The organism is Pedobacter sp. NEAU-ZC8 (assembly GCF_059278965.1).
On the sequence record NZ_JCAJXC010000020.1, the window covers coordinates 34,754 to 56,040 of the forward strand.

Consider the following 21,287-nt stretch of genomic DNA (forward strand, 5'->3'; position numbering starts at 1 on the left):
TAGCAGTAACCTTGCAGCATTGAGAACAGCTTAGTAAGTAAAATGAAATCATACCCACTGGCTATTAGGATAATATTTGCAACTTTTATTCGGCCTGTGCAGTTATTCTGTAAGAAGCTAGGCTTTGTCCTCTGTGTTTCCGGAAAAATTTATTGATATGGCTTTCATCTGAAAAGCCAAACTCATGAACAATCTCATTGATCCGGCTATCACTGAACTTCAACCGATGTTCAATCAGGCGTATACGGTAAGCGCCAATATAATCCTGCAGGGTTTCGCCACATAGCCTTTTAAAATATGAACCCAGGTAGGTTTCCGAAAGACCGAATTTTTCAGCCATTACAGAAACTTTTAACAGCAATGGGCTATGGATATGAAGATGAATATAGTCTATAATATCCATAATTTTCTTATCTGCACTACTCTCTAAACCTACCGGTTTTACGATGGAAAGATTTCTTGCTGTGATCACAATTACGCCATTTACTAAATTGCGCATAAGATCTTCAGTGTAGATACCATCATCGGAACCAGCTTGCACTATTCCTTCGATAAGCGTGCTGATAATTTTCTTATCAGTTTCACTTTTGATGACCGAACCTAACAGATTAGAAGAGTAGTATAGCAGACATTCTATGTGATCAATAGTTTTCCACGAATATTCCTGAATGAAACTTTTCTGAAAACGCATTACAACGAATTCACATGGTTCAGCCAGATCAAACTCATGGCAGTCATTTGGTGTAATTAAAAACAGGTCACCTTCGTTAAACGCCATAGAATGGCTATTGATGCTATACTGGCCAGTTCCAGATACCGTATAAACGAGCTGAAAAAAATTTAATCTGACTTCCCTTAAGGGACATTCGGTTACGTTTTCATATATGACCTCAAAGCTCTTATGAAGATTTGTCCTTATCATACCGCAAAAATACTTAATTATCATTGAATTGTACCTATAATAATCGATGTGGTAAGTATAATTTTGCTTATCAAATTAAAAGAAGATTTTAAATTTAAAAACACACAACAAAATGGAAAGTATTCAGCCATTACTATTTACTCCTATAAAAATTAAAAATGTAGAGCTTAAAAACCGAATTGTAATGTCTCCTATGTGCATGCACAGTGCAACACCAGATGGACATATTACAGACTGGTTAAAAACCCATTATACATCACGCGCCCTGGGACAGACCGGGCTTATTTTCCTGGAATCGCTAGTGATTAGCAAACAGGGGTTGATTGGTCCTGGCGATATTGGGATTTGGGATGATGGGCATGTTAAGGGACTTAGTGAACTAGTAGATCTCATTCACAGCTATGGAACAAAGGTAGGTGCACAGATCTCACATGCCGGCAGGCAGACATACATTCCTGACGGGGAAGAATTTGACCGGTTAGCTCCTTCAGCAATACCATTCGGCGAAGGGTTTCCAACACCGACAGCTTTGAATGCCGAACAAATTGAAGATGTGATCAAGGAGTTTGGAATAGCCGCAAAACGCGTGAAAGATGCCGGCTTTGATATTTTGGAAATACATACTGCACATGGATACTTATTGGGCGAGTTTTTATCTCCGTTAGCTAATGAGCGCACTGACCAATATGGCGGAAGTCCGGAAAACAGATACAGAATAGTATCTCGCATCATTCAGGAAGTTAAACAATATTGGGATGGCCCTTTGTTTGTAAGAATTTCAAGCACTGATTATAAAGAAGGTGGAAACACGCCAGAATCTTTTATACAATATGCTAAGTGGATGCAGGAAGAAGGAGTAGATTTGGTTGATTGTAGTTCGGGTGGTATTGCACCGATCAAAGTCGACGCTTACCCCAATTATCAAGTTCCAGCTGCTGAATTAATTAAAAAGGAAGTTGGAATCATGACAGGCGCTGTTGGCGTAATTGAAAGTGGAAAACAAGCCGAAGAAATTCTAAAGAACAATAGAGCAGATTTAATATTTGTTGGACGTGCAATCTTAAGAGACCCATTTTGGGCAAGAACTGCAGCTGTCCAATTAGGAACGGAAATTGAAATACCAGTACAGTATACAAGGTATGGTTCAAAATGGCTACTCCCTTAGTTTTATATTGTCTTATCAGTAAGTAAAAGCTTTATAAAAGAAAGAGGATGGTTAGTAAACCACCCTCTTTCTTTTTATCTATATATCAACATGACCTCCGCGAGTCCTTTTCATATTAAGGTAGAGGAAATAAGGTATTGAGAATCTATTGGAATATCTGATCACTATTTCCCTTTTTTTTGATAATCTTAAGAGATTTTACACGTAAAATGAGTTCGTGAATTGGGGCAGAACGAAATCATGAAGTATTTCCTTCAAATCGTTCAAGGAAACAACTGTTTGCTGATGAATTGAGATTAGGTATTTGACATCAGGGAAATTGTCTTAGTCGTTATTTTAAGACACTGGGTAATTAAAAACTATTTTTTGTTATACCACTGAATGAATTCAAGAACATTATGATCAGGATCGGAAAAATAAACCCAAGTTTCTTCGTTTTCAATCTTTAATGGACCCCTGAGTATTGGAATTTCCATTGCTTCCAGATCACGCACAGCTACTTCCAAATCCTCAACTTCGACGCATAAATGTGGACAGAATGGTTTTTTCAATATAGGCAAGGTATAGTCATTGGTCAAATCCTGGATTAATTCAATACGAACATTGCCAGCGGAGATAAACGCATATTCCTCTTGTTCCTCTTGATTTATTGCTCTGTGATCTAAGGTAAAGGCTAACTTTTCTATATAAAATGCAATTGCTCTGTCCATATATTGAACTTGTAAAGCGGCATGATCAAATTTCATAATAATCTTATTTAAGTATGTGATTAGAAATACAAATATCCTTCTTAATAGAAAAGAACGCGTTTAACTAGTTTAAGATTTTAGGTTAAAATTATTTAATATTCGAATGACGTCTTCTGATCATACTTAAGAATACAGGAGTTATTCCGAGGTAAGAGGCAATGTGCTTCTGCGCTGAGCGATTTTCTATCCTGGGGTATTTAGCAACAAGTGCGTGATACCGCTCTGCCCCATTCATGGAAATTGCATTTAAAACTCTTTCACTCTGCGATAAATTGAAATTTTGATTTAGCACTCGCCAGAATCTATCGAAGATCGGATAATCAAGATAAAGTTGATCTAAAGCTTCCTTTTCAATTTGCATGACGATTGTCGGTTCGTGTGCAATAATATTTATTTCAGAGGGCAGCAGCTGTACAAAACTTTTGCTGTCAGAAATCCACCAGTCTTCGAAAGCAAAATTGAGGGTATGTTCAGTACCAAGGTCATCGACAAAAAAGGAACGTAAAAAACCCTCAACTATAAAAAACTCATATCTACAAATCTCCCCTTGCTGTAATAGATACTGTCTTGGTAAAATTTTCTGAAGGTAAAAAGTGAGGTGAAATGTATTTGTTCATCCGTCGATAGATTGATTCTTTTCAATACATGATTTATCAACAAAGTATCAGCATATGTTTTTTTCAAAGCAAACAATAATATATAAATGTACTGCCAATAGTATGAATATTAGTCGACTTTTTGTAACTCTTCCAGTTACTATCATTATTCCCTCCTTTATCGATAACCCACAAAAACATACGCCCCCCTCATAATTCCTAAGAAAACGCCAGCTGTAACCTGCTAAAAGAAACCAGATCCTCACCTCAAATTATCAAAAACCCATTCCATTAATCAAACCCTATTTTCCAGTTTTTGATAATGGGTTTTTGATAAATAAAAACCCCTCAACCGGCCTAGTACAACACCCTGAACTTGATCGTCTGTTCAATCTGCTTCAACGACTTGAACAGCTCCTTATCGTACTCCGCATTGATATCCGTGATGGCATACCCGATCTGGGCATTTGTCATCAGGAACTGCCCTACGATATTGATATCGTGCGCAGCAAAGATGGTATTGATCTGCGCCATAATGCCCGGAATATTCTGGTGAATGTGGATCAAGCGGTGCGACTTCTCCATTCTCGGCAATTGCAGATTTGGAAAGTTTACACTCAGATACGTTGCACCGGTGTTCATGAAATCGATCATGCGCTGCGGGATGAAAGAAGAACTTCTTGGATTGTTCCTGGGATTGTCAAAAACAACAATACCCATCTCCGTACAAGCCGTTAAATCCAGCGACTTGGCCTTGCCCAAATGGCCAATCGTTTTCAGCTTGTTTGCACGCTTCAGCTTTTCATGATCGATCCTTTCATCTGCAGCAAGCAACACCATGTGTACGTCTGCTACATATTTCTCCTCGAAATCTGCTTTGTGGCGTACGGAAAACCCGTCCCTTTTCAGCATGTTGATGCTGAGTTCCGGTACATCACCGATCACGAGGCAAAGAATCCTGTTTTTTGGATAAGATATTGCGCTCGGCAAATTGTTTACATACAGGAACTCGTCGAAACTCGGCGTAACATGGTCCGCACGGCTAACGATGCTGTCGCGAGCGATGTTCTCTGTAAAAGCGAAGAACTTCTTGATCAATCCACTTTCGCGCAGCTGGAAATCCGAGTACCCATCGCCGATGCCATAAACATTACCATCCAGCTTCATGCCTTGAAGTAGTTTCACCTTGCCACCTTCCTCGCTCAATGGGTTGTCATGATCATAGTCAATGATTTGACCCTCCTCATTGGTTACGAAAGTATTGGCATAGATGTTCTCCTTTTTGATGTGATACTGGCTCACCACTGGCGTAATGAACTCCTTAAACCCACCTGAAACGATTAATACCTCATCTGCATGATTCCTGAAGAACTCCGCATTGCGGGAGAAAGAGGCCGAAACCTTCTTTTTCAAACGGGTGATCAGCTGCTTCAAGTGATCCTGGTTGGCATTAAGCAGGCGGACACGTGCTGCAAGACTTTCCGTAAATGACAACTTACCTTCCATGGCAAGGTTGGTATAATCCTCAATCTGCTTTAGAATTTCTTCTTTTTGCGGGTGATTTTTGAGGGAGATCTTAGCCATCTCATCCAGCGCTTCTACCTGTGTAAAGGTGCTATCGAAATCAATGATGTAGTAGTTTTTAGGTGTCATGGATTGTTTTTTGTCAATGCAGCACAAACCTCAGAGATGCTTTGCTCCAGTGGTTTGAATGCGATGCCTATCGTGTTTCTTATTTTTGAATTGCTGTAATAACTGTAGCTGGTACTGCTTTTCGCGGTATCACTGGTGAGCCCGAATGACCGGCCGGTAAACAACGTTGCCACCCTTGCAGCACGCCAGGCGATGCCCAGCATCCAGGGTTTGGCTTCCCGGGCTGGTGCTTTCCTCCCGAACCCATTAGCGATCAGGCTGAACAGTTCTTTGTAGCTCAGGTTGGCTGCCGAAATGGTGAACCGCTCCGCCTGCTGTTCGCTGTTCATCAGCAGGATCATGCTTTTGGCCACATCACTGACATCCACCAAACCTGTAGCGCCATTGGTGTAAAAGGAAAGGCCGTCTTGGACCAATTTAAATAGAGCGCCGCTTCCCTGATAACCCGCATTTGCACCGATGATCACGGATGGATTTACAATAACCGCTTCCAGACCTTCGGCAATGCCACGCCAGACTTCCATCTCACCTTCGTACTTTGAAATGGCATAAGTATGCACATGCGCGCTATATTCCCAGTAATCGTTTTCTGTAATTTCCTGTCCCTTCTTCGGTTCACCCAAGGCAGCTACCGAACTCACGTGTAGCAGTCGCGCGCCATATTCCATGCAAAGGTTAACCACATTACTGGTGCCTTCAATATTCACATGGATCATTTTTGCTTTGTCTTTTGGATCAAAAGAAACGACTGCAGCACAATGGTAAACCTGATGGATACCTTCGAAAGCATCTTCAAGGGTTGCCAGATCATTGATGTCTGCACTGAACCATTCAATGTTGGTATTCCCTTTCAGCAGATCGGGAATTCTTCCTGTTTCGCGTTTTAAAGCACGCACCCGGAGCCCTTGCGATGTTAACTGTTGGGTCAGTTCAGCGCCCAAAAATCCGGTGGCACCAGTGATCAGGATCATTTCATTAATTTAAGGTTGTGCATCAATATGTGGGCTCAAAAATAGATATTTGAGCCCACATATTGACATTTATGAGCCTTTCCGACTTCTTTTCTCCCTTATCACTGGAAGAACTTAGCCCTAAAAACGGATTCCTGACCAGCCAGCTGGGCATGAAAGCCAGTTTTTATACCGACAGGTTTCCTGAACTGGAAGAGAATGCCTACGATATTGCCATAATTGGTGTACAGGATGATCGCGCAGCGGTCAATAACAGTGGCTGTTCACTGGGGCCAGATGCTTTCCGTGAACAATTCTACCTTTTAAATGAGGGCGATTTCCAATGTAAGATCATCGACCTTGGAAATATCAAGGCTGGTGCTGCCATCTCCGACACCTATATTGCAGTGAAAATGGTTGTTTCGGAGCTGATGAAGCTGAACATCCTGCCGGTGATTATCGGTGGCGGACAAGACCTTACTTACCCGCAATATCTGGCTTATGAAAGCATGGAGCAAAAGGTAGATCTGGTTGTGGTCGACAACAAGTTCGACCTCGATGAAGATGATGAAGAGGGCATCGCAACCCGCTCCGACACCTATCTGAACAAGATCTTTTTACATCAGCCAAATTACCTGTTCAACTTCAGCAACCTGGGTTATCAAACCTATTTCGTTAACCAGGAAAGTCTGAAAGTGATGAGCAAGTTATACTTCGATGCGCACCGCCTTGGAGAATTTACAACCGATATCAGTCTGACAGAGCCGATCATCCGGAACTCGAATATGATCAGCTTTGATATCTCTGCCATCCGTTCGTCCGATGCCGGAGCCAATGCCAATGCCACGCCAAACGGCTTCTATGGCGAACAGGCTTGCAGGATCGCCCGGTATGCAGGAATGAACGACAAGCTGACGTCCATCGGTTTCTATGAGTTCAATCCAGCCTATGATAATAACAGTCAGACGGCACTCTTACTTGCACAGATCGTCTGGTATTTCGTAGATGGTTTTTACAACCGCAAAAAAGATTTTCCATTAAGTCCGAAGTCGCAATACATCACCTACCGCACGACTTTAAGCGATGGAACAGGGGAGATGCTCTTCGTGAAAAGCAAGAAGTCTGACCGCTGGTGGATGCAGGTGCCATATCCAACAGGTGTATCCAAGAATGAGCGTTATCACCTGGTGCCCTGCCGCTATGAAGACTATACGATGGCCGTGAATGGAGAAATGCCTGATCTTTGGTGGCGCACCTTCCAGAAGCTACTATAATCCCTGATCAGCCAGCGGCGCTACGATTGTAATTTTACTGGTAAAGAATCGTTATGGTATTATCAATATTTTATATTTGATATGCTAACGCAATCTAATTAACACCAACCAAATTACAATCAATGAAAAAATTCATTCTATCTGCTGCCATGATATTGCCTTTTGCGGCAATGGCGCAGCAGGGCTTTACCATCAACGGTAAAATAGGCGCACTAAACGCACCAGCCAAAGCTTATCTGATCTATAGAACCCCCGCTGGGCAGTTCGCCGACTCGACTAATATCGTAAACGGTGCTTTCAGCTTCAAAGGACAGGTGGAAATGCCGGTAAGTGCAAACATCAGGGTAAAACATGCACAAGCAACAGCGGCAAAAACACCACTGGATGTACTTGGATTCTATATTGAAAATAAGAATATCACCATTTCTGCCAAAGATTCCGTGAAAAATGCGGTGATCACTGGCTCGCCGGTAAATGAAGATAATGCGAAACTTGCTGTCTTGATGAAACCAGCAGTAGCGAAGATGGAAGCTTTGCAGGCGGAGTTTTCTGCGAAAACCGATGAAGAGCGTAAGGCTCCGGGTTACATGGAAACCGTATATGCACGTTCCAATGCCATAGAAAAAGAAATGCAGGACCTAAGCCAGACTTTCATTGATGGCAACAGAAATTCATACGTTGCTCTAAATGCCTTCCGTTCAGTGTTGGGGTACGATATTGACCCAACGACTGCGGAGCCTGCTTTCAATAAGTTTTCTGCAGAGCTGAAAGCAACGCCACTTGGAAAAAGCATTCAGACTGCAATTGATGGCGCAAAGAAATCGCAGGTAGGTACCATGGCGACAAACTTTACACAAAATGATCCAAGTGGTAAACCAATCAAACTTTCTGATTTCAAAGGTAAGTATGTGCTGGTTGATTTCTGGGCTTCCTGGTGCGGACCTTGTCGTCGTGAAAACCCGAACGTGGTAAAAGCTTATAACACATATAAGGACAAGAACTTTACCGTGCTGGGTGTTTCTTTGGACCGTCCGGATGGGAAAGAAGCCTGGGTTAAAGCAATTCAGGATGATGGCTTAACCTGGAGCCATGTTTCAGATTTAAAATATTTTGATAATGCTGCTTCGAAGATGTATGGCGTACAGGCTATTCCTTTCAACTTCCTGGTAGATCCAACTGGTAAAATCGTTGCCAGAAACCTGAGGGAAGAGGCTTTACAAACCAAGCTTGCTGAACTTTTAGGTGCGAATACGGCTGCTGCGACTTCACCTACTGCCGCTGCTCCAGCTGCAAAAGCTTCTAAAGCGAAGAAAGCTAAATCTTAGTCGTATATAATTGATATAAAAAAGGGCTGGTCATTGGGTTGATCAGCCCTTTTTGTTTGTCTTGCTGAGATTGCAACTACGCAATAACGACCTGCCCGGTATAGGTGCTTTTAGAGATCTTTCTCCGGTCGTCTGAGATGAAGGCAATATAGGTTTCGAATACTTGCCCCGGTTTGCCCGAGCAGACTTCCAGCAGGTCTTGCCCTGCGCTGCGCCGTGCTCCGCTGGTGACGTAAAATGCGACATCTTCTTCCGGCATATAGGCAAGTAGCATGACTTGATCCTGGCTGCGCACATAACTTTGCTTGTCCGGCTGTTCCCAGAAAACTCTAAAGTGCGCGGGCTTGTCATTTCCACCCTTGCACCTAGTGCTTCCTGCAGGTTACCATCTGCAACCAAAAGATCTTCGTACCTGAAGTGGAAGTCGGGATTTAGCCCCTCAACAACACTTAACACTTTGGAGACTGCGATATTGTGGGCGGTTTGTCCTTTCTCCCGGCCCAGGGAGAATCCAACGTTAAGAAAAGGCGTTGTCGGCTTAACGAACTTCATGGCAAAGCCGAAGCGGTTATTTGCCGCGATCTGTTTTTCGCTGCGGGGTTTTGTGGGGTCAAGCTCGCGCTTCTTTCGAAGTACGGGTACTCCAAGACGGATATAGCCAGTAACCTGCGATACTGGTCCCTCAATGGGACCCAATATGCCATTCTTTATTCTTGCCATGCTGATTGCGTTATTGATTCTTCAAGGTAAACAAAGATTTGATCTCTATCAAGTTTGTCTAAGTGTCGCGTATTCAAAGCCTCTCCAGCGCGTTTTGTTCGCTTGCAGGCGAAGCATAAGCGAACAATAGGCGGCCAAGAGGCGATGAACAGCCGGCGAAGCTGCGATGCAAAACCCCAGCAATTCATCTTTTGTGTAACAATTTATATCCTTAATGCTGAATTACTTCCTGATGTATTATCTTAACAAAACGAGCGGAATCTTAAAATATGCTCCTGATTATCCATGAATAATATCCTGAACTCAATTAAAAAAGGCTGCGCATTCCTGCTGTGTATCCATCTCCTGTCAAGCTGTCAAAATGCAAATAAAGAATCTATTGCAAATACCGTAAGCGACAGCGCCGCGATGGCGCTTGTCTTGCCACAAGGCTTCTCTGCCAGCGTTGTGGCAGATTCTTTAGGCCCGCTGCGTCATCTTGCATTGAATAAAAACGGTGACATCTATGTTAAGCTTAGCAAAATGAAAGATGGAAAGGGTATCCTTTTTCTGAGCGATACGGATCATGATGGAAGGATGGACAAAACGATGGGCTTTGGAAATTATCCAGGTACAGGCATTCGCATTCAGGGGAACCTGTTGTATTCATCTTCTAACAGTAATGTATACAGGTACCAGCTGGATGATCAAGGACAGCTACTGGACACAGCTAAGGCAGAATTGATTGTTCAGGGTTTGGTAGATAAAGGCCGGGACAATGCAAAAGCCTTATCGCTGGATGCTGAAAATAACCTGTATGTCGCTATTGGCTCCTATGATGAAACCTGCACCGACGCAGCAGGTCGCGGGTTGAATAATTGTACACTGCTTGATTCTGTGGGTGGTGTGTGGCAGTTCAGTGCGAATAAGCTTAACCAAGGCTACTCCAGTGGGGTTCATTATGCAAGAGGGCTCAAGAATGTGGTTGGAATGGATTGGAATCCGGTGTCGAAATCACTTTTTGCATCCCAGCATGGCCGTGGGGGACTGCATGATAAGTTTCCTAAGATCTATACCGCGGAACAGGATATGACCTTACCAGCAGAGACGATGTATGAGCTGCATAAAGGCGATGATGCGGGATGGCCATACGTGTACTACGATCCTTTTGAGCACAAACAGATTGTTTCTCCTGAATATGGAGGCGATGGAAAGAAGTCGGTGGACAAGAAGTACATTGATCCTGCTACCGATTTTCCGGCGCACCTTGCACCCAACGATCTGCTATTTTACACCGGTAATATGTTTCCGGAGAAATATAAAAACGGGGCATTCATCGTTTTTCACGGACAGTCGCAACCGCTGAAGAAAGGATATCTTGTTGCTTTTGTACCATTCAAGAACGGTAAGCCATCTGGTCCATGGGAAGTTTTTGCTGACAATTTCATGGCTGTAGATGCGGCGTCCAAAAGTTCTTTCAAGCACCGTCCAATGGGGATTGCACAAGGGCCTGACGGCGCATTATATGTAGCTGATGATGTCAAAGGCACGATCTTCAGGATTGGCTATGCCGAAGCGAAGAAGCAGGGCTAAAGCTTAAAAGCCGATATCTATTTAACGACTCATCTAAAAAACTATGCGCTTATTCGCTCTCCTGGTGTTGCTGCTCTGCATGAAAGTCAGCTTTGCTCAAACTGTTACGGAGACTTATCCAAAAACGTTATGGTGTCCAAATGATACCATCAGCCTGAAATTTTCGAACCTGAAGGAGCGGGATCATTATCAGGTTAGCACCCTTAAAACAAGCTACGGCGCAGATGCCAGCTATGGACTGGCTATAACATTGTACTTTGGCAAGGATTCTTTAAGGTTCAATTATCATAACAAGATTCCTTATGCGCATTACATTTTGGTCAACCTGGCCTCCCCTAAGGGAAAAAGTACGTTGAAGTTACACTTTAACGATCTCCGGGTGATGTTCCCGAAGTCCTACATCATGCGCAATACGGGAAACGTCCAGCTTGATATACCAGAGCCCTATGAACTTGCAAATATTCTTTGGACAATCTCTTCAGCCGGTCAGAAAGCCACAGACCTAAACAAGGAGGGTGCCTATTACGAAAGGGTCATGAAATGGTTTAAGCCTTACATGAATGATCCCATCTTCAAACTTCTGGACTATCCCGATAGCCTGGCCACCAGGAATTACTATGACTTCCGGGAAAACAGCTTTGCTTTTAATTTCCAAGATACTACCTTGGGTTCAAAGCATACAGCATTGACTTTTAACGGCGCCCATACTATCACGTATTTGGCACGGAGCTGGCAGACAGCAGCCTTTTTGGGAAGCTCAAGCCAGCTGTAGAAGATTTTGCGGCAAGGTCCGGCTTCAGACAATTTTATAAAGCAAACCTTAAATTTTATCAGGAACAACTTTCCAGACAGCGTGAACTATTGCCTGTTAAACAGATGTGGACCTGGTTGGAGCGCAACTTTCCAAAAATCACGTATCATTCCTACAAGGTAGTCTCCTCCCCACTCATTGGCGGAACGCATAGCACGCAGCGGTATACCACTTATGTAGACGATAAAAGGTTTGCAGAAAACGTAATGTTCGTTTGTGGTACTGATCGGTATGACCGAAATGTTGATCTTACGGAAAAACAGCGCGCTGGTCTGATGTCTGGTATTGTTTTTACGGAAATCGACCACAACTATGTAAATCCGACCAGTAACAAATATGCCAGTCAGATCAATGCGGCATTCTGAAAACGACAAGGCTGGGTTCGCGAAGATGCTTATAATGTTTTTTATGCGAGCCCTGTTGCAGTTTTCAATGAGTACATGACGCATGCGTTATTTTGCCTCTACATCAGTGATGTTTACGATAAAGAAACTGCAGATTTCATTATCGGAGATCGGGTTAAAATCATGGAAGAGCGAAGAAGCTTCATCAGATTTAAAGCATTTAACGAGGAGTTGATGCGTCTGCATAAGTTGGATCAATCGCGGGCAGCAGCCGACCTATATACCGAAATACTGGCTTGGTGTGATACACAGGTTTAATACTTGAGAACGGATATTCCGGAAATTCCAGCTTGTTAAAGTGAGTTCCTTTGATTCCAGCGATCAACGATACGGACGAAAGGTCCGATAGCAAAAACAACAAGGCAGGCTAGCAAAATGAGCATTACTGACTCCATAATTTTTCAGGTTAAAGCAGGTTAATTTCTACTGCTAAATGTAAGCAATACGCATTTCACATGTGTTTACATGTTGTTGCACATTGATTTACAATATGTGCTTCGGGTACAATCCTATGGTTACATTTTTTAGAAAGATGGTGTAAATCATACACGGTTAAGAAAGCGGATTAGGTTTTGCAACACTGAATTGGACAGGCGCAACAAACATGCTTATTCGCTTCTGTTGCATAAATACGATAGCATGTGAGATATAGTATGTAGACAAATTACTCATACCGAGCAATTGTGTGTAATTCTTGCCTGCTGATGAAAAATACAAACAACACATCCTACCTGGATAAACAAAACAAAATTAAGATGGCAGAACATTACGGAGAAATCGTAGAGAAAGCGGTTAGACGAGGCGGACACTCCTTAACAGATTTAGCGAAAATGATGGGCGTAAACAGGCGCTCCATCTACAATTGGTTTTTGCAACTAAGACTTAAACCAGAGATCATTCTTAGAATTGGTAAAGCAATAGGACACGATTTTTCTGTGGAGTTTCCACAGCTATTCTTGCCTGAGGATTTCATAGTGGATGCGAAAGCGGAATCCGCCTCAACCAGCGACAATCAGGAAGTCATAAACACCTGGATGGAAAAGTATATCGACCTCTTGGAACGGTACAATCTTCTCTTAACCTTAAAGCACCAAGGCATACCTAAAAGCGCTGGAGCTGGGTTCAACGTCCTGTTCGTTAACGATAAAAGCAATGAGTATCGACTTGATCTGAAAAATCCTCCCAGTGATCTATTCCTGGAGAAATGCAAAAAAGCTGGCTACAAGATCAAATGTATCAACCGCAGCGAAATTGCCAGAGATAGAGATGTTCTACATAAAAATACTCAAGCCACACAGCCTTGTAAAGAAGCATAAAGCTTGCTATACATTGACTTCAAGTCTTACGATCCGAAGGCGGAATGGTTAACCGTGAAGAAGGTTTGGTCTCTGAGTTCCTTGTCCAGGTCTTTGTAGTCTTGTGATTGAATTTCATCGATGATCAAGGTAAGTTCATCGCCATCATCAGTTAGATTAACTTGTTCAGCAAAGTTTGAGCAACAATCTGTGATAAACTGCATGATGTCAACCTTGGAATGAATTGCTGGAGTGACTGTAGATTCGTTAATGGTAAGATCGAATTTAGCCTGTTGTTTGTGGTCCATGATTTTTTAAGACAAAATAGGTATTTTTATTTGCTAGTTCCAGAGATAACCTATGTTTGATTTATTAAAAAACTATATCGTAAGCAGGAGCGATGTCTCTGTTGGGACTTTAGAATTAATTTGCAGTCATTTTACACTGGTGAAAGCTCAGCGGAATGAAATACTAATTAATTCTGATGAAGTTTGCAAAGGCTATTATTTTGTAAATGATGGTTGCTTACGTTTGTTTACTTACAATTCCGAGGGAAACGAATCCACCAGATATTTTGGATTTAAAGGTGGGTTCTGCACAGCTTTGCCCAGCTTCATTGAACAAACAGTAACTCAGGAATACCTACAAGCGGTCGCCAAATCGGAGTTGTTGTACATCAATCGGCGGGATTTTTATCAACTTGTTGATACAGTTCCCCAATTTGCGATGATCTATCGGGAAATTCTTGAACTTGGTTTTGTTAATGCTCAAAAGCGAATTTATGGCTTTCAGGGCTTTGATGCTTTGGAAAAGGTACGCTGGATCATCAGGTTTCAGCCTGACTTTCTTCTTCGACTGTCTAACAAGATGGCCGCCTCCTACCTGGGTATCTCCCCTTCGACGCTTAGTCGGATAAAGTCCAGAATCTAAAACGTTGCGCTAGAGCAACGTTTTTTCATCAATACCCCGGTAGATTGTGTGATCCAGACACTGAAAACTTGGCTTACTTACCAGAATTGCTATTGCTTGGTGGAGGTGTTCCGCTTTGGTTTAATAATAAAGTTATTGGAGCCATTGGTGTAGCTGGAGGTGGCAGTGCAGAAGCCTATGGACAAACACCAACCTATCAACTGTCAACTCATATTCTGGATGTATCATCGGGTATGCCAGCTCCAGGTGTTACGGTTCAGTTGGAAAAGTTAAATGAAAAAACTAAGGCATGGGTTTTTGTAGACAAGAACATAACAGATGAGCAAGGTAGAATCAAGGCCTTTCTAGATCAGCGGCAGGAAAACCGGGGCATCTATAAACTGATATTTTTTGTGAAAGACTATTTCTCCAGCAAAAAGGCTGATACCTTTTACCCCTTTGTTGATGTTGTATTTGAGATAAAAGATAACAAGCATTATCATGTGCCGATCACACTTTCGGCCTATGGATATTCAACCTATAGAGGTAACTAAGACCTGGCTGCTTGCTAGATGGCGACGGAATGGCTCAGAAATCATTAGATTGCGGGTAAATGAAATTACTGTGCTCCGTATTACTTTTATCTCTTTTAAACATCAGTACTTGTATCCTGGCTTCGGCTCAAAACAATGACAATCTTGGATCAGATCAAAAGTTTGTCTTAGGTAAAGTAGAGGTATTACATTCTAGCATCCTATCGGAAGATCGGATCCTCAATGTCTATCTGCCGGAAGGCTATGACAGTACAGCAAGATACCCGATAATCTATTTGCTGGATGGTTCCGCAGATGAGGATTTCATCCATGTAGCTGGTATTGTGCAATTCAACACCTTTCCATGGGTAAATCGACTTCCAAAATCCATTGTCGTTGGTATTGCCAATATTAGCCGCAAGTATGATTTTACTTCAAAAAGTGATCGTAGCAGTGACAATAAACTGGTTCCTAGAAATGGTGGTTCTACTCAATTTATTTCTTTCATGGAGCAGGAGCTTCAGCCTTACGTGGAAAAGAAATACGGCTCTAGCAAGGGTAACACCATTATTGGTCAATCATTAGGTGGATTGCTGGCCACGGAGATACTATTTACCAAACCTCAGCTTTTTGACAAGTACATCATTATCAGTCCGAGTTTATGGTGGCGGGATGGTTATCTGCTCAGAAGCAGTCCGTCCATTCTGAACTCTAATTATTCTGCTCCGACAAAAATATATATTGGCGTAGGCAAGGAAGGCTCCATTGATGGTTCCAAGGAGCATATCATGGAAGAGGATGCCCGTTTATTGGCCGACAAACTTCAGAAAGGACTCTCTAGGCATGTAAATGTTTATTTCGACTATTTGCCAGAGGAAGACCATTCGACCATCACACATCAGGCAGTCTTTAATGCTTTTCGGATGTTATATCCTAAACAGAAATAATTGCAGAATTGTGCCGGGGTTTTTTTATCTACAATGAAATAATTTGATAATATTGTAGCTGAATAATTGTTTCCTATGCGCTCCGAATTTAAATTTCTATTGATGTTGATTTTCCTGACTGGTACAGTGCTTGGTCAGGAACGAAGCTACTCCATCGTAAAGTCTGTCGATATCTTTGGAGATACCTCCTTAACCTATAAAGATGAAAGAGGTAATCGAACACTTGTGGTTAAAAAAACCAAAGATATTTTTGGAAATCGGATCAAGCGCATAACAGGGGCGAATGGCGAGCTAATTCGTTCTGAAAAGAAGTCTAAAGATATCTTTGGGAACCAGATTACAGAGATCACTGAAAGAGAAGGCAGATCAAGGACCATTAAACAATCTAAAGATATATTTGGCGCTTTGATAACTACCGTTAACAACGAACAAGGACGTGAATTGCTGGTGATTAAAAAATCCAAAGACATCTTTGGAAACTGGGAAACCACAATTAAAGGTGACGAGGAAGCCTCCCGCATAGCCTTGTTAAAGATGTTGCGTGAGGAACAGGAAGGGGAATTTCCGCACTAAAGCATTCCATCATTTCTTATCATAGATCATCATTCTTCCTTGTGCTGCATCGTAAATTTGATTCTATAATCACCAGCTAATAGGATAAGTCATGGAAATAGGAATTGATAGTTTTGCATCTGCAATGTACGGTAGAAATACTCTGAGCAGTGTTGATGCAATGGAACAGTTACTGGATAGGATCGTTTCGGCCGATCGGGCCGGACTAGATGTCTACGGTATTGGAGAGCATCATAAGAAAGAATTCTTAGATTCTGCACCTGCGGTAATCCTTTCTGCAGCCGCTGCACGAACAAGTCGTATACGCCTTACGAGTGCAGTTACGGTGTTGAGTACATCAGATCCGGTTCGGGTATACCAGAATTTTGCTACCCTGGATTTAATCTCCAAAGGTAGAGCGGAATTGGTTGTTGGCCGTGGCTCAGCCATAGATGCTTATCCGCTGTTCGGTTATGATCTGAAAGATTACGATGCCTTATTCCGGGAGAAACTGGAATTGCTGTTACAGATCCGCGATCAGGAGTTCGTGACCTGGTCAGGAAAGTTCAGGCCTGCGCTACAAAATCAGCCGGTATACCCCAGATCGCTGCAGGAGAAACTTCCGGTTTGGCTCGGTGTAGGTGGCACCCCCGAATCATTTGCCCGGGCTGGCGCATTAGGTTTGCCTTTGATGGTTGCCATTATTGGAGGTGAAACCGAACGCTTCCGTCCACTCGTAGACCTCTACCGCGAGGCCGGACGCCAGGCTGGTTTTAGTCCTGAACAGCTGAAGGTTGGTCTGCATTCACCAGGGTATGTTGCTGCTACCACAGAGCAGGCTATTGCAGATTATTATCCAGGTTACGCGGAGTTATGGACGAAACTGGGTAGGGAACGTGGATGGCCTCCGGTAACAAGAACACAGTTCAACAATCTTATCGCGCCCAGAGGAGTGTTGGTGGTTGGTGGACCTGAGCAGGTTGCGGAAAAGTTATTAAGGCATAGCGAAGCACTTGGTGGGGTTGACCGCTTTACCTTCCAAATGGATAACGCCGGTTTAACGCACAACCAACTGGTACAATCTATTGAATTGATCGGAACCCAGGTGATGCCTTTGCTGAAAACCAGGGAATAAAATCAATGTGGTTTCCAACACCAGTCTGGAATTAATACTTATTTATACGCCTTTATTTCTTGGAACTGCAATCTTATTCTAACTTCGTTTTTGCAGCAAATCCGCATGTCGAACTAGTATCGAATAATGATTCCTAATAATGAAATTCTGGCGGGCCTGATTGAAGGCTCTCCATATCCCATATACTTGATCCTGGGTGACGAACTTATTGTAGCCGTTGCCAACGCAGCGACGCTTAAGGCTTGGGGGAAGGATAAGTCTGTAGTTGGAAAATCCTTTTCTCAGGCACTACCCGAGCTCCAGGACCAGCCTTTTGAGTCCTTATTACGACAGGTCATGGCAACTGGAGAGCCTTATTATGCCGTTAACGATCGCGCAACCTTCCTCATTGACGGGCAGGTAAAGGTGTCCTACTATACTTTTTCCTATCAACCTTTAAAGGATAGCGGAGGTAAGATCATTGGTGTGGTATGTTATGCAACGGATGTTACCGGACTAGTGGAGTCTAAAGAGAAGATCAAGGAACTCGGCGAGCAGGCGTTGTTAATGAACGAACAGCTCGCTTCTACCAACAGGAAGCTTGAGGCTTTCAACGAAGAACTTGCAACCATAAATGAAGAATTAACCGAATCTAACCATTTACTAGAGCTAAGCGAAAGGCGCTTTAGAAATCTTATTTTACAGGCCCCATTTGCAATCTGCGTGATTAGCGCCAGTGATCTTAAGGTCACAGATGTTAATGAGCGTTATCTGGAACTGGTTGGAAAGAAACTCGAGCAGTTAGATGGGCTTAGTATATGGGAGGGCGTGCCGGAGGCTGCCGAATCCTATGCGCCAATTATGCAGGAAGTAATTCGTACTGGAGAAGCTTTCAAGGCCAAAGAAGCTGACGTTAATCTGCTAAGAAATGGCCGGCCAGAGCAGGTTTTCGTAGATTTTACCTATGAACCGGTCTTTGATATTACTGGTAATGTTTCCGCCGTGATGGTTGTCGGGATTGACGTATCTGAAAAAGTAAATGCAAGAAAGGCTATAGAAGAAGTTGAAGAAAGGATACGACTTGCTACTGATGCTGCGGACATCGGTACTTATGAATACCGCTTTAATACGGATGATTTTGTAACCTCCGAACGTTTTGATGAAATCGTCGGGCTAAAAGCAGGCATCACCAGGAAAGAACTGGTAAGTCAGTATCACCCGGAGGATAAGAAATTAAGCGATCAGGCGCTGTTGGAAGCTAGAAAGACTGGAAGAATTTTCTATGAAGCCAGATTGGTTTCTGAAACGGACGCAATGAAGTGGGTGAGATTTCAGGCGAAAGTTTATTTTGACGACAAAGGGCAACCCGAACGTACTTTGGGAACGGCAATAGATATTACCCAACAGAAGGCACTTCAGCAGCAAAAAGATGATTTTATTTCGATAGCCAGTCATGAGCTGAAAACACCAATTACATCGCTGAAAGCTTCTTTACAGCTGATTACCAGGATCAGGGAAACCCCAAATCATACGCTGTTTCCGAAACTGCTGGATCAGGCAACCCGAAGTATGAACAAGATCTCGGAGCTGGTGGAGGACCTGTTGAATGTGTCCAGAATGAATCAAGGGCAGGTGGAACTGCGGAAAGATTGGTTCAAAGTGGCCGAGATGCTCGAACGTGCCTTCAGCCATATCGAAGAAACTTCCAGGTATTCCCTTGTTCTGGAAGGTGACTTGAATGCATCTGTCTTTGCGGATGAACATCGCATCGAGCAGGTTGTCGTAAATCTGGTAAATAATGCCATCAAGTATGCGCCTGAGTCGTATAGGATCTTTACGCATATCAAAAATGAAGGTTCGTTTCTGAAAATAACGGTCCGGGATACAGGCCCCGGAATTGCGCCGGACAAGATTCCGCAGCTGTTTGATCGTTATTACCGGGCAGATGCTTCCGGTAAGCAGGTGTCTGGCTTAGGGCTGGGGCTATATATCAGTGCTGAGCTGGTGGAGCGACATGGCGGGCAGATCGGCGTTGATAGTGTTCTGGGCGCTGGGAGTAGCTTCTGGTTTACCTTACCAGCGCTTCAATAAAGCTGCCTGATTGCCTTGGAAATTGTTCGAAGCAGTTGTAATATGTGCCTGAAATTGTAAATTCATGGAATTTATATATCATGGCAAACAATCATATCAACTACGTTGAATTTAAGGCAAAGGACCTTGAAGCAATTAAGAATTTCTACACTGCTGCATTTAATTGGAGCTTTACTGACTATGGACCGGACTATGTCGCTTTTGCAGATGCCGGGCTTGATGGCGGATTTGAGAAAAGCACAGATGAGGTTATAAACGGCGTCTTGGTGATTCTTTATCATGAGGATTTGGAGCAGTTGCAAGATGTAGTAATTCGGGCCGGGGGCATCATATCAAAAGAGATTTTCTCCTTTCCGGGCGGCCGCAGATTTCATTTTCTTGACCCTGCTGGTAACGAGCTCGGGGTTTGGTCGGATAAATAAGAAAAAGTTCAGGTTTTTAGTGGTGAATGTTGCTATCTTAATGTTAGTAATCATTAAACCTACTTTATGAAAAAAACCAACCTACTCGTAGCCAGTGCTGCAATTGTCTTTGCGTGCTTCCTGGGCTGTAAAAAAGAAAGTACAAACGCTATTCTGAACCAAGAGGAACTTGGAAAGTCTGTAAAAAACCAGTCCATTACGCTTTCTCCTGATGTTCAGCAAAAAATTGAGGCTTTGTATGCTAAGATTCCCGCAGCAGCGAAAGCAAAGGTGCGTGGCACAGCCAAACTGCAGCTGAATATGCACCCGGAATACCGGGACAAGGTTAGAAAGGCGCTTAAGCTTGAGGAAACCAGCTGTGACGATAATACGGCATCCAGCCAGTGGTTAGATCAGCAACTTTCCGATTGGAACAGCACGATCATCGATTATGTGTTAACAGCAGCTATGCTCGATCTGCCGACCTATGATGCACTGCTTTTTGAGAATAGCAGTGCAAATCAGACCTTTGGGGCGAACGGGCAGTATTCACAAAAGCTCAGCAAGGCGTTCAAAGATTTAAAACGTTTCTGGAACATCGACTCGGATAATATCGTGCTTGCTGCCATGCATGGAACGATGCTGACTGATAGAGCTAGAATTTTAAGGACTTATAAAGCAGCATTTGGCCTTGATGATGCAAGCGCGAACTACTATGCTGATTTAGTTTTAGCGGTAGTAGATGCGTATCCTCAACTTAGAGGGGGTAATCATCCGATGTTTACTTTTAATGCATTTGCACAATCGTCATTCAATTTTCCACCTTACGGCGTTATTCCAGATAAGATCATTATGGGCGACGGCATCATGGATGCTTTTGCGGCGATCGGTTATGCTGATGTGGCTCCGCAAGCCATCCTGGCTCATGAGTTTGGACATCATATTCAGTTCGATCTGAATCTTTTTGGAGATCAGTCGGGTCCGGAAGCAACCAGAAGGACAGAGCTAATGGCAGATGCTTACTCTGCTTACTACTTGTCGCATGCACGTGGGGCTTCTATGCAGTGGAAAAGGGTACAACTTTTCTTAAATGTGTTCTTCAACATTGGTGATTGTTCATTTACAAGTGACGGCCATCATGGTACGCCTACGCAGCGCATGGCAGCAGCGAAATGGGGTTATGAAGTGGCTGATAAAGCACAAAAACAGGGTCATATTTTAACTGCACAGGAGTTTACCCGGCAGTTTGAAGCGCAGTTGCCGCGATTGATTGCGCAGTAACAGAGATTACAGTGCTGAGAAAG

The 21,287-nt window shown here is 43.1% G+C and carries 23 protein-coding genes; 16 read left to right on the top strand and 7 right to left on the bottom strand.

Features of this window, described 5'->3' with window-relative positions:
* Positions 1-85 precede the first annotated feature (85 nt).
* Positions 86-946: an AraC family transcriptional regulator gene (locus AC5WJX_RS15045; protein WP_494485168.1), complete on the bottom strand. Its 861-nt coding sequence runs from the start codon at positions 944-946 to the stop codon at positions 86-88.
* An 88-nt stretch (positions 947-1,034) separates the two neighbouring features.
* Here AC5WJX_RS15045 and namA point away from each other — a divergent pair, with 88 nt between their 5' ends.
* Complete coding sequence (gene namA, locus AC5WJX_RS15050) at positions 1,035-2,087, top strand: NADPH dehydrogenase NamA (protein WP_494485169.1); 1,053 nt, start codon at positions 1,035-1,037, stop codon at positions 2,085-2,087.
* 359 nt (positions 2,088-2,446) lie between these two features.
* Here namA and AC5WJX_RS15055 read toward each other — a convergent pair whose 3' ends face one another.
* The 4 genes from AC5WJX_RS15055 to AC5WJX_RS15070 all read right to left on the bottom strand — a co-directional run bounded on the left by AC5WJX_RS15055 (position 2,447) and on the right by AC5WJX_RS15070 (position 6,056).
* A complete protein-coding gene (locus AC5WJX_RS15055; RefSeq protein WP_494485170.1) occupies positions 2,447-2,833 on the bottom strand; it encodes a VOC family protein in 387 nt (128 codons plus the stop codon).
* 91 nt (positions 2,834-2,924) lie between these two features.
* Positions 2,925-3,413 (bottom strand): Crp/Fnr family transcriptional regulator, encoded by a 489-nt coding sequence (locus AC5WJX_RS15060; RefSeq protein WP_494485212.1) that lies wholly within the window; start codon positions 3,411-3,413, stop codon positions 2,925-2,927.
* A 376-nt stretch (positions 3,414-3,789) separates the two neighbouring features.
* Complete coding sequence (locus AC5WJX_RS15065; protein ID WP_440428440.1) at positions 3,790-5,085, bottom strand: HAD-IB family phosphatase; 1,296 nt, start codon at positions 5,083-5,085, stop codon at positions 3,790-3,792.
* Entirely contained in the window at positions 5,082-6,056 is a 975-nt protein-coding gene (locus AC5WJX_RS15070; RefSeq protein WP_440428439.1) for an SDR family NAD(P)-dependent oxidoreductase, read from the bottom strand. Before AC5WJX_RS15070 ends, AC5WJX_RS15065 begins: the two co-directional genes overlap by 4 nt.
* 71 nt (positions 6,057-6,127) lie before the next feature.
* On the opposite strand from AC5WJX_RS15070, the gene AC5WJX_RS15075 reads away from it, so the two are divergent.
* Together AC5WJX_RS15075 and AC5WJX_RS15080 are read left to right on the top strand one after the other, a co-directional pair.
* Entirely contained in the window at positions 6,128-7,309 is a 1,182-nt protein-coding gene (locus AC5WJX_RS15075) for a formimidoylglutamase (protein WP_440428438.1), read from the top strand.
* Between the two features lie 122 nt (positions 7,310-7,431).
* Complete coding sequence (locus tag AC5WJX_RS15080) at positions 7,432-8,634, top strand: redoxin domain-containing protein (RefSeq protein ID WP_494485171.1); 1,203 nt, start codon at positions 7,432-7,434, stop codon at positions 8,632-8,634.
* 42 nt (positions 8,635-8,676) lie between these two features.
* Here the strand turns inward: AC5WJX_RS15080 and AC5WJX_RS15085 are convergent, their stop codons facing one another.
* The gene (locus AC5WJX_RS15085; protein WP_494485172.1) at positions 8,677-9,354 is read right to left on the bottom strand and encodes a DUF6266 family protein; all 678 of its coding nucleotides are present in this window, start codon (positions 9,352-9,354) and stop codon (positions 8,677-8,679) included.
* 285 nt (positions 9,355-9,639) lie between these two features.
* Between AC5WJX_RS15085 and AC5WJX_RS15090 the strand changes: the two genes are divergently transcribed.
* From AC5WJX_RS15090 to AC5WJX_RS15110, 5 genes are all read left to right on the top strand, one after another.
* Positions 9,640-10,926 (top strand): PQQ-dependent sugar dehydrogenase, encoded by a 1,287-nt coding sequence (locus AC5WJX_RS15090; RefSeq protein WP_494485173.1) that lies wholly within the window; start codon positions 9,640-9,642, stop codon positions 10,924-10,926.
* A 43-nt stretch (positions 10,927-10,969) separates the two neighbouring features.
* Positions 10,970-11,698, top strand: coding sequence for a hypothetical protein (locus AC5WJX_RS15095; protein WP_494485174.1), 729 nt, complete (start codon positions 10,970-10,972; stop codon positions 11,696-11,698).
* A 104-nt stretch (positions 11,699-11,802) separates the two neighbouring features.
* The gene (locus AC5WJX_RS15100) at positions 11,803-12,102 is read left to right on the top strand and encodes a hypothetical protein (protein WP_494485175.1); all 300 of its coding nucleotides are present in this window, start codon (positions 11,803-11,805) and stop codon (positions 12,100-12,102) included.
* Between the two features lie 75 nt (positions 12,103-12,177).
* On the top strand, positions 12,178-12,399 hold the full coding sequence (locus AC5WJX_RS15105; protein ID WP_494485176.1) for a hypothetical protein: 222 nt from the start codon (positions 12,178-12,180) through the stop codon (positions 12,397-12,399).
* A 497-nt stretch (positions 12,400-12,896) separates the two neighbouring features.
* Positions 12,897-13,457 carry a hypothetical protein gene (locus AC5WJX_RS15110; RefSeq protein ID WP_494485177.1) on the top strand — a complete coding sequence of 187 codons (561 nt, stop codon included), beginning with the start codon at positions 12,897-12,899 and terminating at the stop codon, positions 13,455-13,457.
* Positions 13,458-13,483: 26 nt separating this feature from the next.
* Here the strand turns inward: AC5WJX_RS15110 and AC5WJX_RS15115 are convergent, their stop codons facing one another.
* Positions 13,484-13,744 (bottom strand): hypothetical protein, encoded by a 261-nt coding sequence (locus tag AC5WJX_RS15115; protein WP_494485178.1) that lies wholly within the window; start codon positions 13,742-13,744, stop codon positions 13,484-13,486.
* 52 nt (positions 13,745-13,796) lie between these two features.
* Between AC5WJX_RS15115 and AC5WJX_RS15120 the strand changes: the two genes are divergently transcribed.
* The 8 genes from AC5WJX_RS15120 to AC5WJX_RS15155 all read left to right on the top strand — a co-directional run bounded on the left by AC5WJX_RS15120 (position 13,797) and on the right by AC5WJX_RS15155 (position 21,264).
* A complete protein-coding gene (locus AC5WJX_RS15120) occupies positions 13,797-14,366 on the top strand; it encodes a Crp/Fnr family transcriptional regulator (protein WP_440428431.1) in 570 nt (189 codons plus the stop codon).
* 68 nt (positions 14,367-14,434) lie between these two features.
* Complete coding sequence (uraH, locus tag AC5WJX_RS15125) at positions 14,435-14,899, top strand: hydroxyisourate hydrolase (protein WP_494485179.1); 465 nt, start codon at positions 14,435-14,437, stop codon at positions 14,897-14,899.
* A 59-nt stretch (positions 14,900-14,958) separates the two neighbouring features.
* Positions 14,959-15,825, top strand: coding sequence for an alpha/beta hydrolase (locus AC5WJX_RS15130; RefSeq protein ID WP_494485180.1), 867 nt, complete (start codon positions 14,959-14,961; stop codon positions 15,823-15,825).
* A gap of 102 nt (positions 15,826-15,927) precedes the next feature.
* Positions 15,928-16,398, top strand: coding sequence for a hypothetical protein (locus AC5WJX_RS15135; RefSeq protein ID WP_494485181.1), 471 nt, complete (start codon positions 15,928-15,930; stop codon positions 16,396-16,398).
* 91 nt (positions 16,399-16,489) lie between these two features.
* Positions 16,490-17,512, top strand: coding sequence for an LLM class flavin-dependent oxidoreductase (locus tag AC5WJX_RS15140; RefSeq protein WP_494485182.1), 1,023 nt, complete (start codon positions 16,490-16,492; stop codon positions 17,510-17,512).
* A 126-nt stretch (positions 17,513-17,638) separates the two neighbouring features.
* The gene (locus AC5WJX_RS15145) at positions 17,639-19,582 is read left to right on the top strand and encodes a PAS domain-containing protein (protein WP_494485183.1); all 1,944 of its coding nucleotides are present in this window, start codon (positions 17,639-17,641) and stop codon (positions 19,580-19,582) included.
* A gap of 80 nt (positions 19,583-19,662) precedes the next feature.
* Positions 19,663-20,004: a VOC family protein gene (locus AC5WJX_RS15150; protein WP_494485184.1), complete on the top strand. Its 342-nt coding sequence runs from the start codon at positions 19,663-19,665 to the stop codon at positions 20,002-20,004.
* Between the two features lie 66 nt (positions 20,005-20,070).
* On the top strand, positions 20,071-21,264 hold the full coding sequence (locus AC5WJX_RS15155; protein WP_494485185.1) for a hypothetical protein: 1,194 nt from the start codon (positions 20,071-20,073) through the stop codon (positions 21,262-21,264).
* Positions 21,265-21,287 lie beyond the last annotated feature (23 nt).

Excerpts from the sequence above, each read along its gene's own strand:
- AC5WJX_RS15045 (WP_494485168.1), bottom strand. The coding sequence starts at position 946 with ATGATAATTAAGTATTTTTGCGGTATGATAAGGACAAATCTTCATAAG.
- namA (WP_494485169.1), top strand. The coding sequence starts at position 1,035 with ATGGAAAGTATTCAGCCATTACTATTTACTCCTATAAAAATTAAAAAT.
- AC5WJX_RS15055 (WP_494485170.1), bottom strand. The coding sequence starts at position 2,833 with ATGAAATTTGATCATGCCGCTTTACAAGTTCAATATATGGACAGAGCA.
- AC5WJX_RS15065 (WP_440428440.1), bottom strand. The coding sequence starts at position 5,085 with ATGACACCTAAAAACTACTACATCATTGATTTCGATAGCACCTTTACA.
- AC5WJX_RS15070 (WP_440428439.1), bottom strand. The coding sequence starts at position 6,056 with ATGATCCTGATCACTGGTGCCACCGGATTTTTGGGCGCTGAACTGACC.
- AC5WJX_RS15075 (WP_440428438.1), top strand. The coding sequence starts at position 6,128 with ATGAGCCTTTCCGACTTCTTTTCTCCCTTATCACTGGAAGAACTTAGC.
- AC5WJX_RS15080 (WP_494485171.1), top strand. The coding sequence starts at position 7,432 with ATGAAAAAATTCATTCTATCTGCTGCCATGATATTGCCTTTTGCGGCA.
- AC5WJX_RS15085 (WP_494485172.1), bottom strand. The coding sequence starts at position 9,354 with ATGGCAAGAATAAAGAATGGCATATTGGGTCCCATTGAGGGACCAGTA.
- AC5WJX_RS15090 (WP_494485173.1), top strand. The coding sequence starts at position 9,640 with ATGAATAATATCCTGAACTCAATTAAAAAAGGCTGCGCATTCCTGCTG.
- AC5WJX_RS15095 (WP_494485174.1), top strand. The coding sequence starts at position 10,970 with ATGCGCTTATTCGCTCTCCTGGTGTTGCTGCTCTGCATGAAAGTCAGC.
- AC5WJX_RS15100 (WP_494485175.1), top strand. The coding sequence starts at position 11,803 with ATGTGGACCTGGTTGGAGCGCAACTTTCCAAAAATCACGTATCATTCC.
- AC5WJX_RS15105 (WP_494485176.1), top strand. The coding sequence starts at position 12,178 with ATGACGCATGCGTTATTTTGCCTCTACATCAGTGATGTTTACGATAAA.
- AC5WJX_RS15110 (WP_494485177.1), top strand. The coding sequence starts at position 12,897 with ATGGCAGAACATTACGGAGAAATCGTAGAGAAAGCGGTTAGACGAGGC.
- AC5WJX_RS15115 (WP_494485178.1), bottom strand. The coding sequence starts at position 13,744 with ATGGACCACAAACAACAGGCTAAATTCGATCTTACCATTAACGAATCT.
- AC5WJX_RS15120 (WP_440428431.1), top strand. The coding sequence starts at position 13,797 with ATGTTTGATTTATTAAAAAACTATATCGTAAGCAGGAGCGATGTCTCT.
- AC5WJX_RS15130 (WP_494485180.1), top strand. The coding sequence starts at position 14,959 with ATGAAATTACTGTGCTCCGTATTACTTTTATCTCTTTTAAACATCAGT.
- AC5WJX_RS15135 (WP_494485181.1), top strand. The coding sequence starts at position 15,928 with ATGTTGATTTTCCTGACTGGTACAGTGCTTGGTCAGGAACGAAGCTAC.
- AC5WJX_RS15140 (WP_494485182.1), top strand. The coding sequence starts at position 16,490 with ATGGAAATAGGAATTGATAGTTTTGCATCTGCAATGTACGGTAGAAAT.
- AC5WJX_RS15145 (WP_494485183.1), top strand. The coding sequence starts at position 17,639 with ATGATTCCTAATAATGAAATTCTGGCGGGCCTGATTGAAGGCTCTCCA.
- AC5WJX_RS15150 (WP_494485184.1), top strand. The coding sequence starts at position 19,663 with ATGGCAAACAATCATATCAACTACGTTGAATTTAAGGCAAAGGACCTT.
- AC5WJX_RS15155 (WP_494485185.1), top strand. The coding sequence starts at position 20,071 with ATGAAAAAAACCAACCTACTCGTAGCCAGTGCTGCAATTGTCTTTGCG.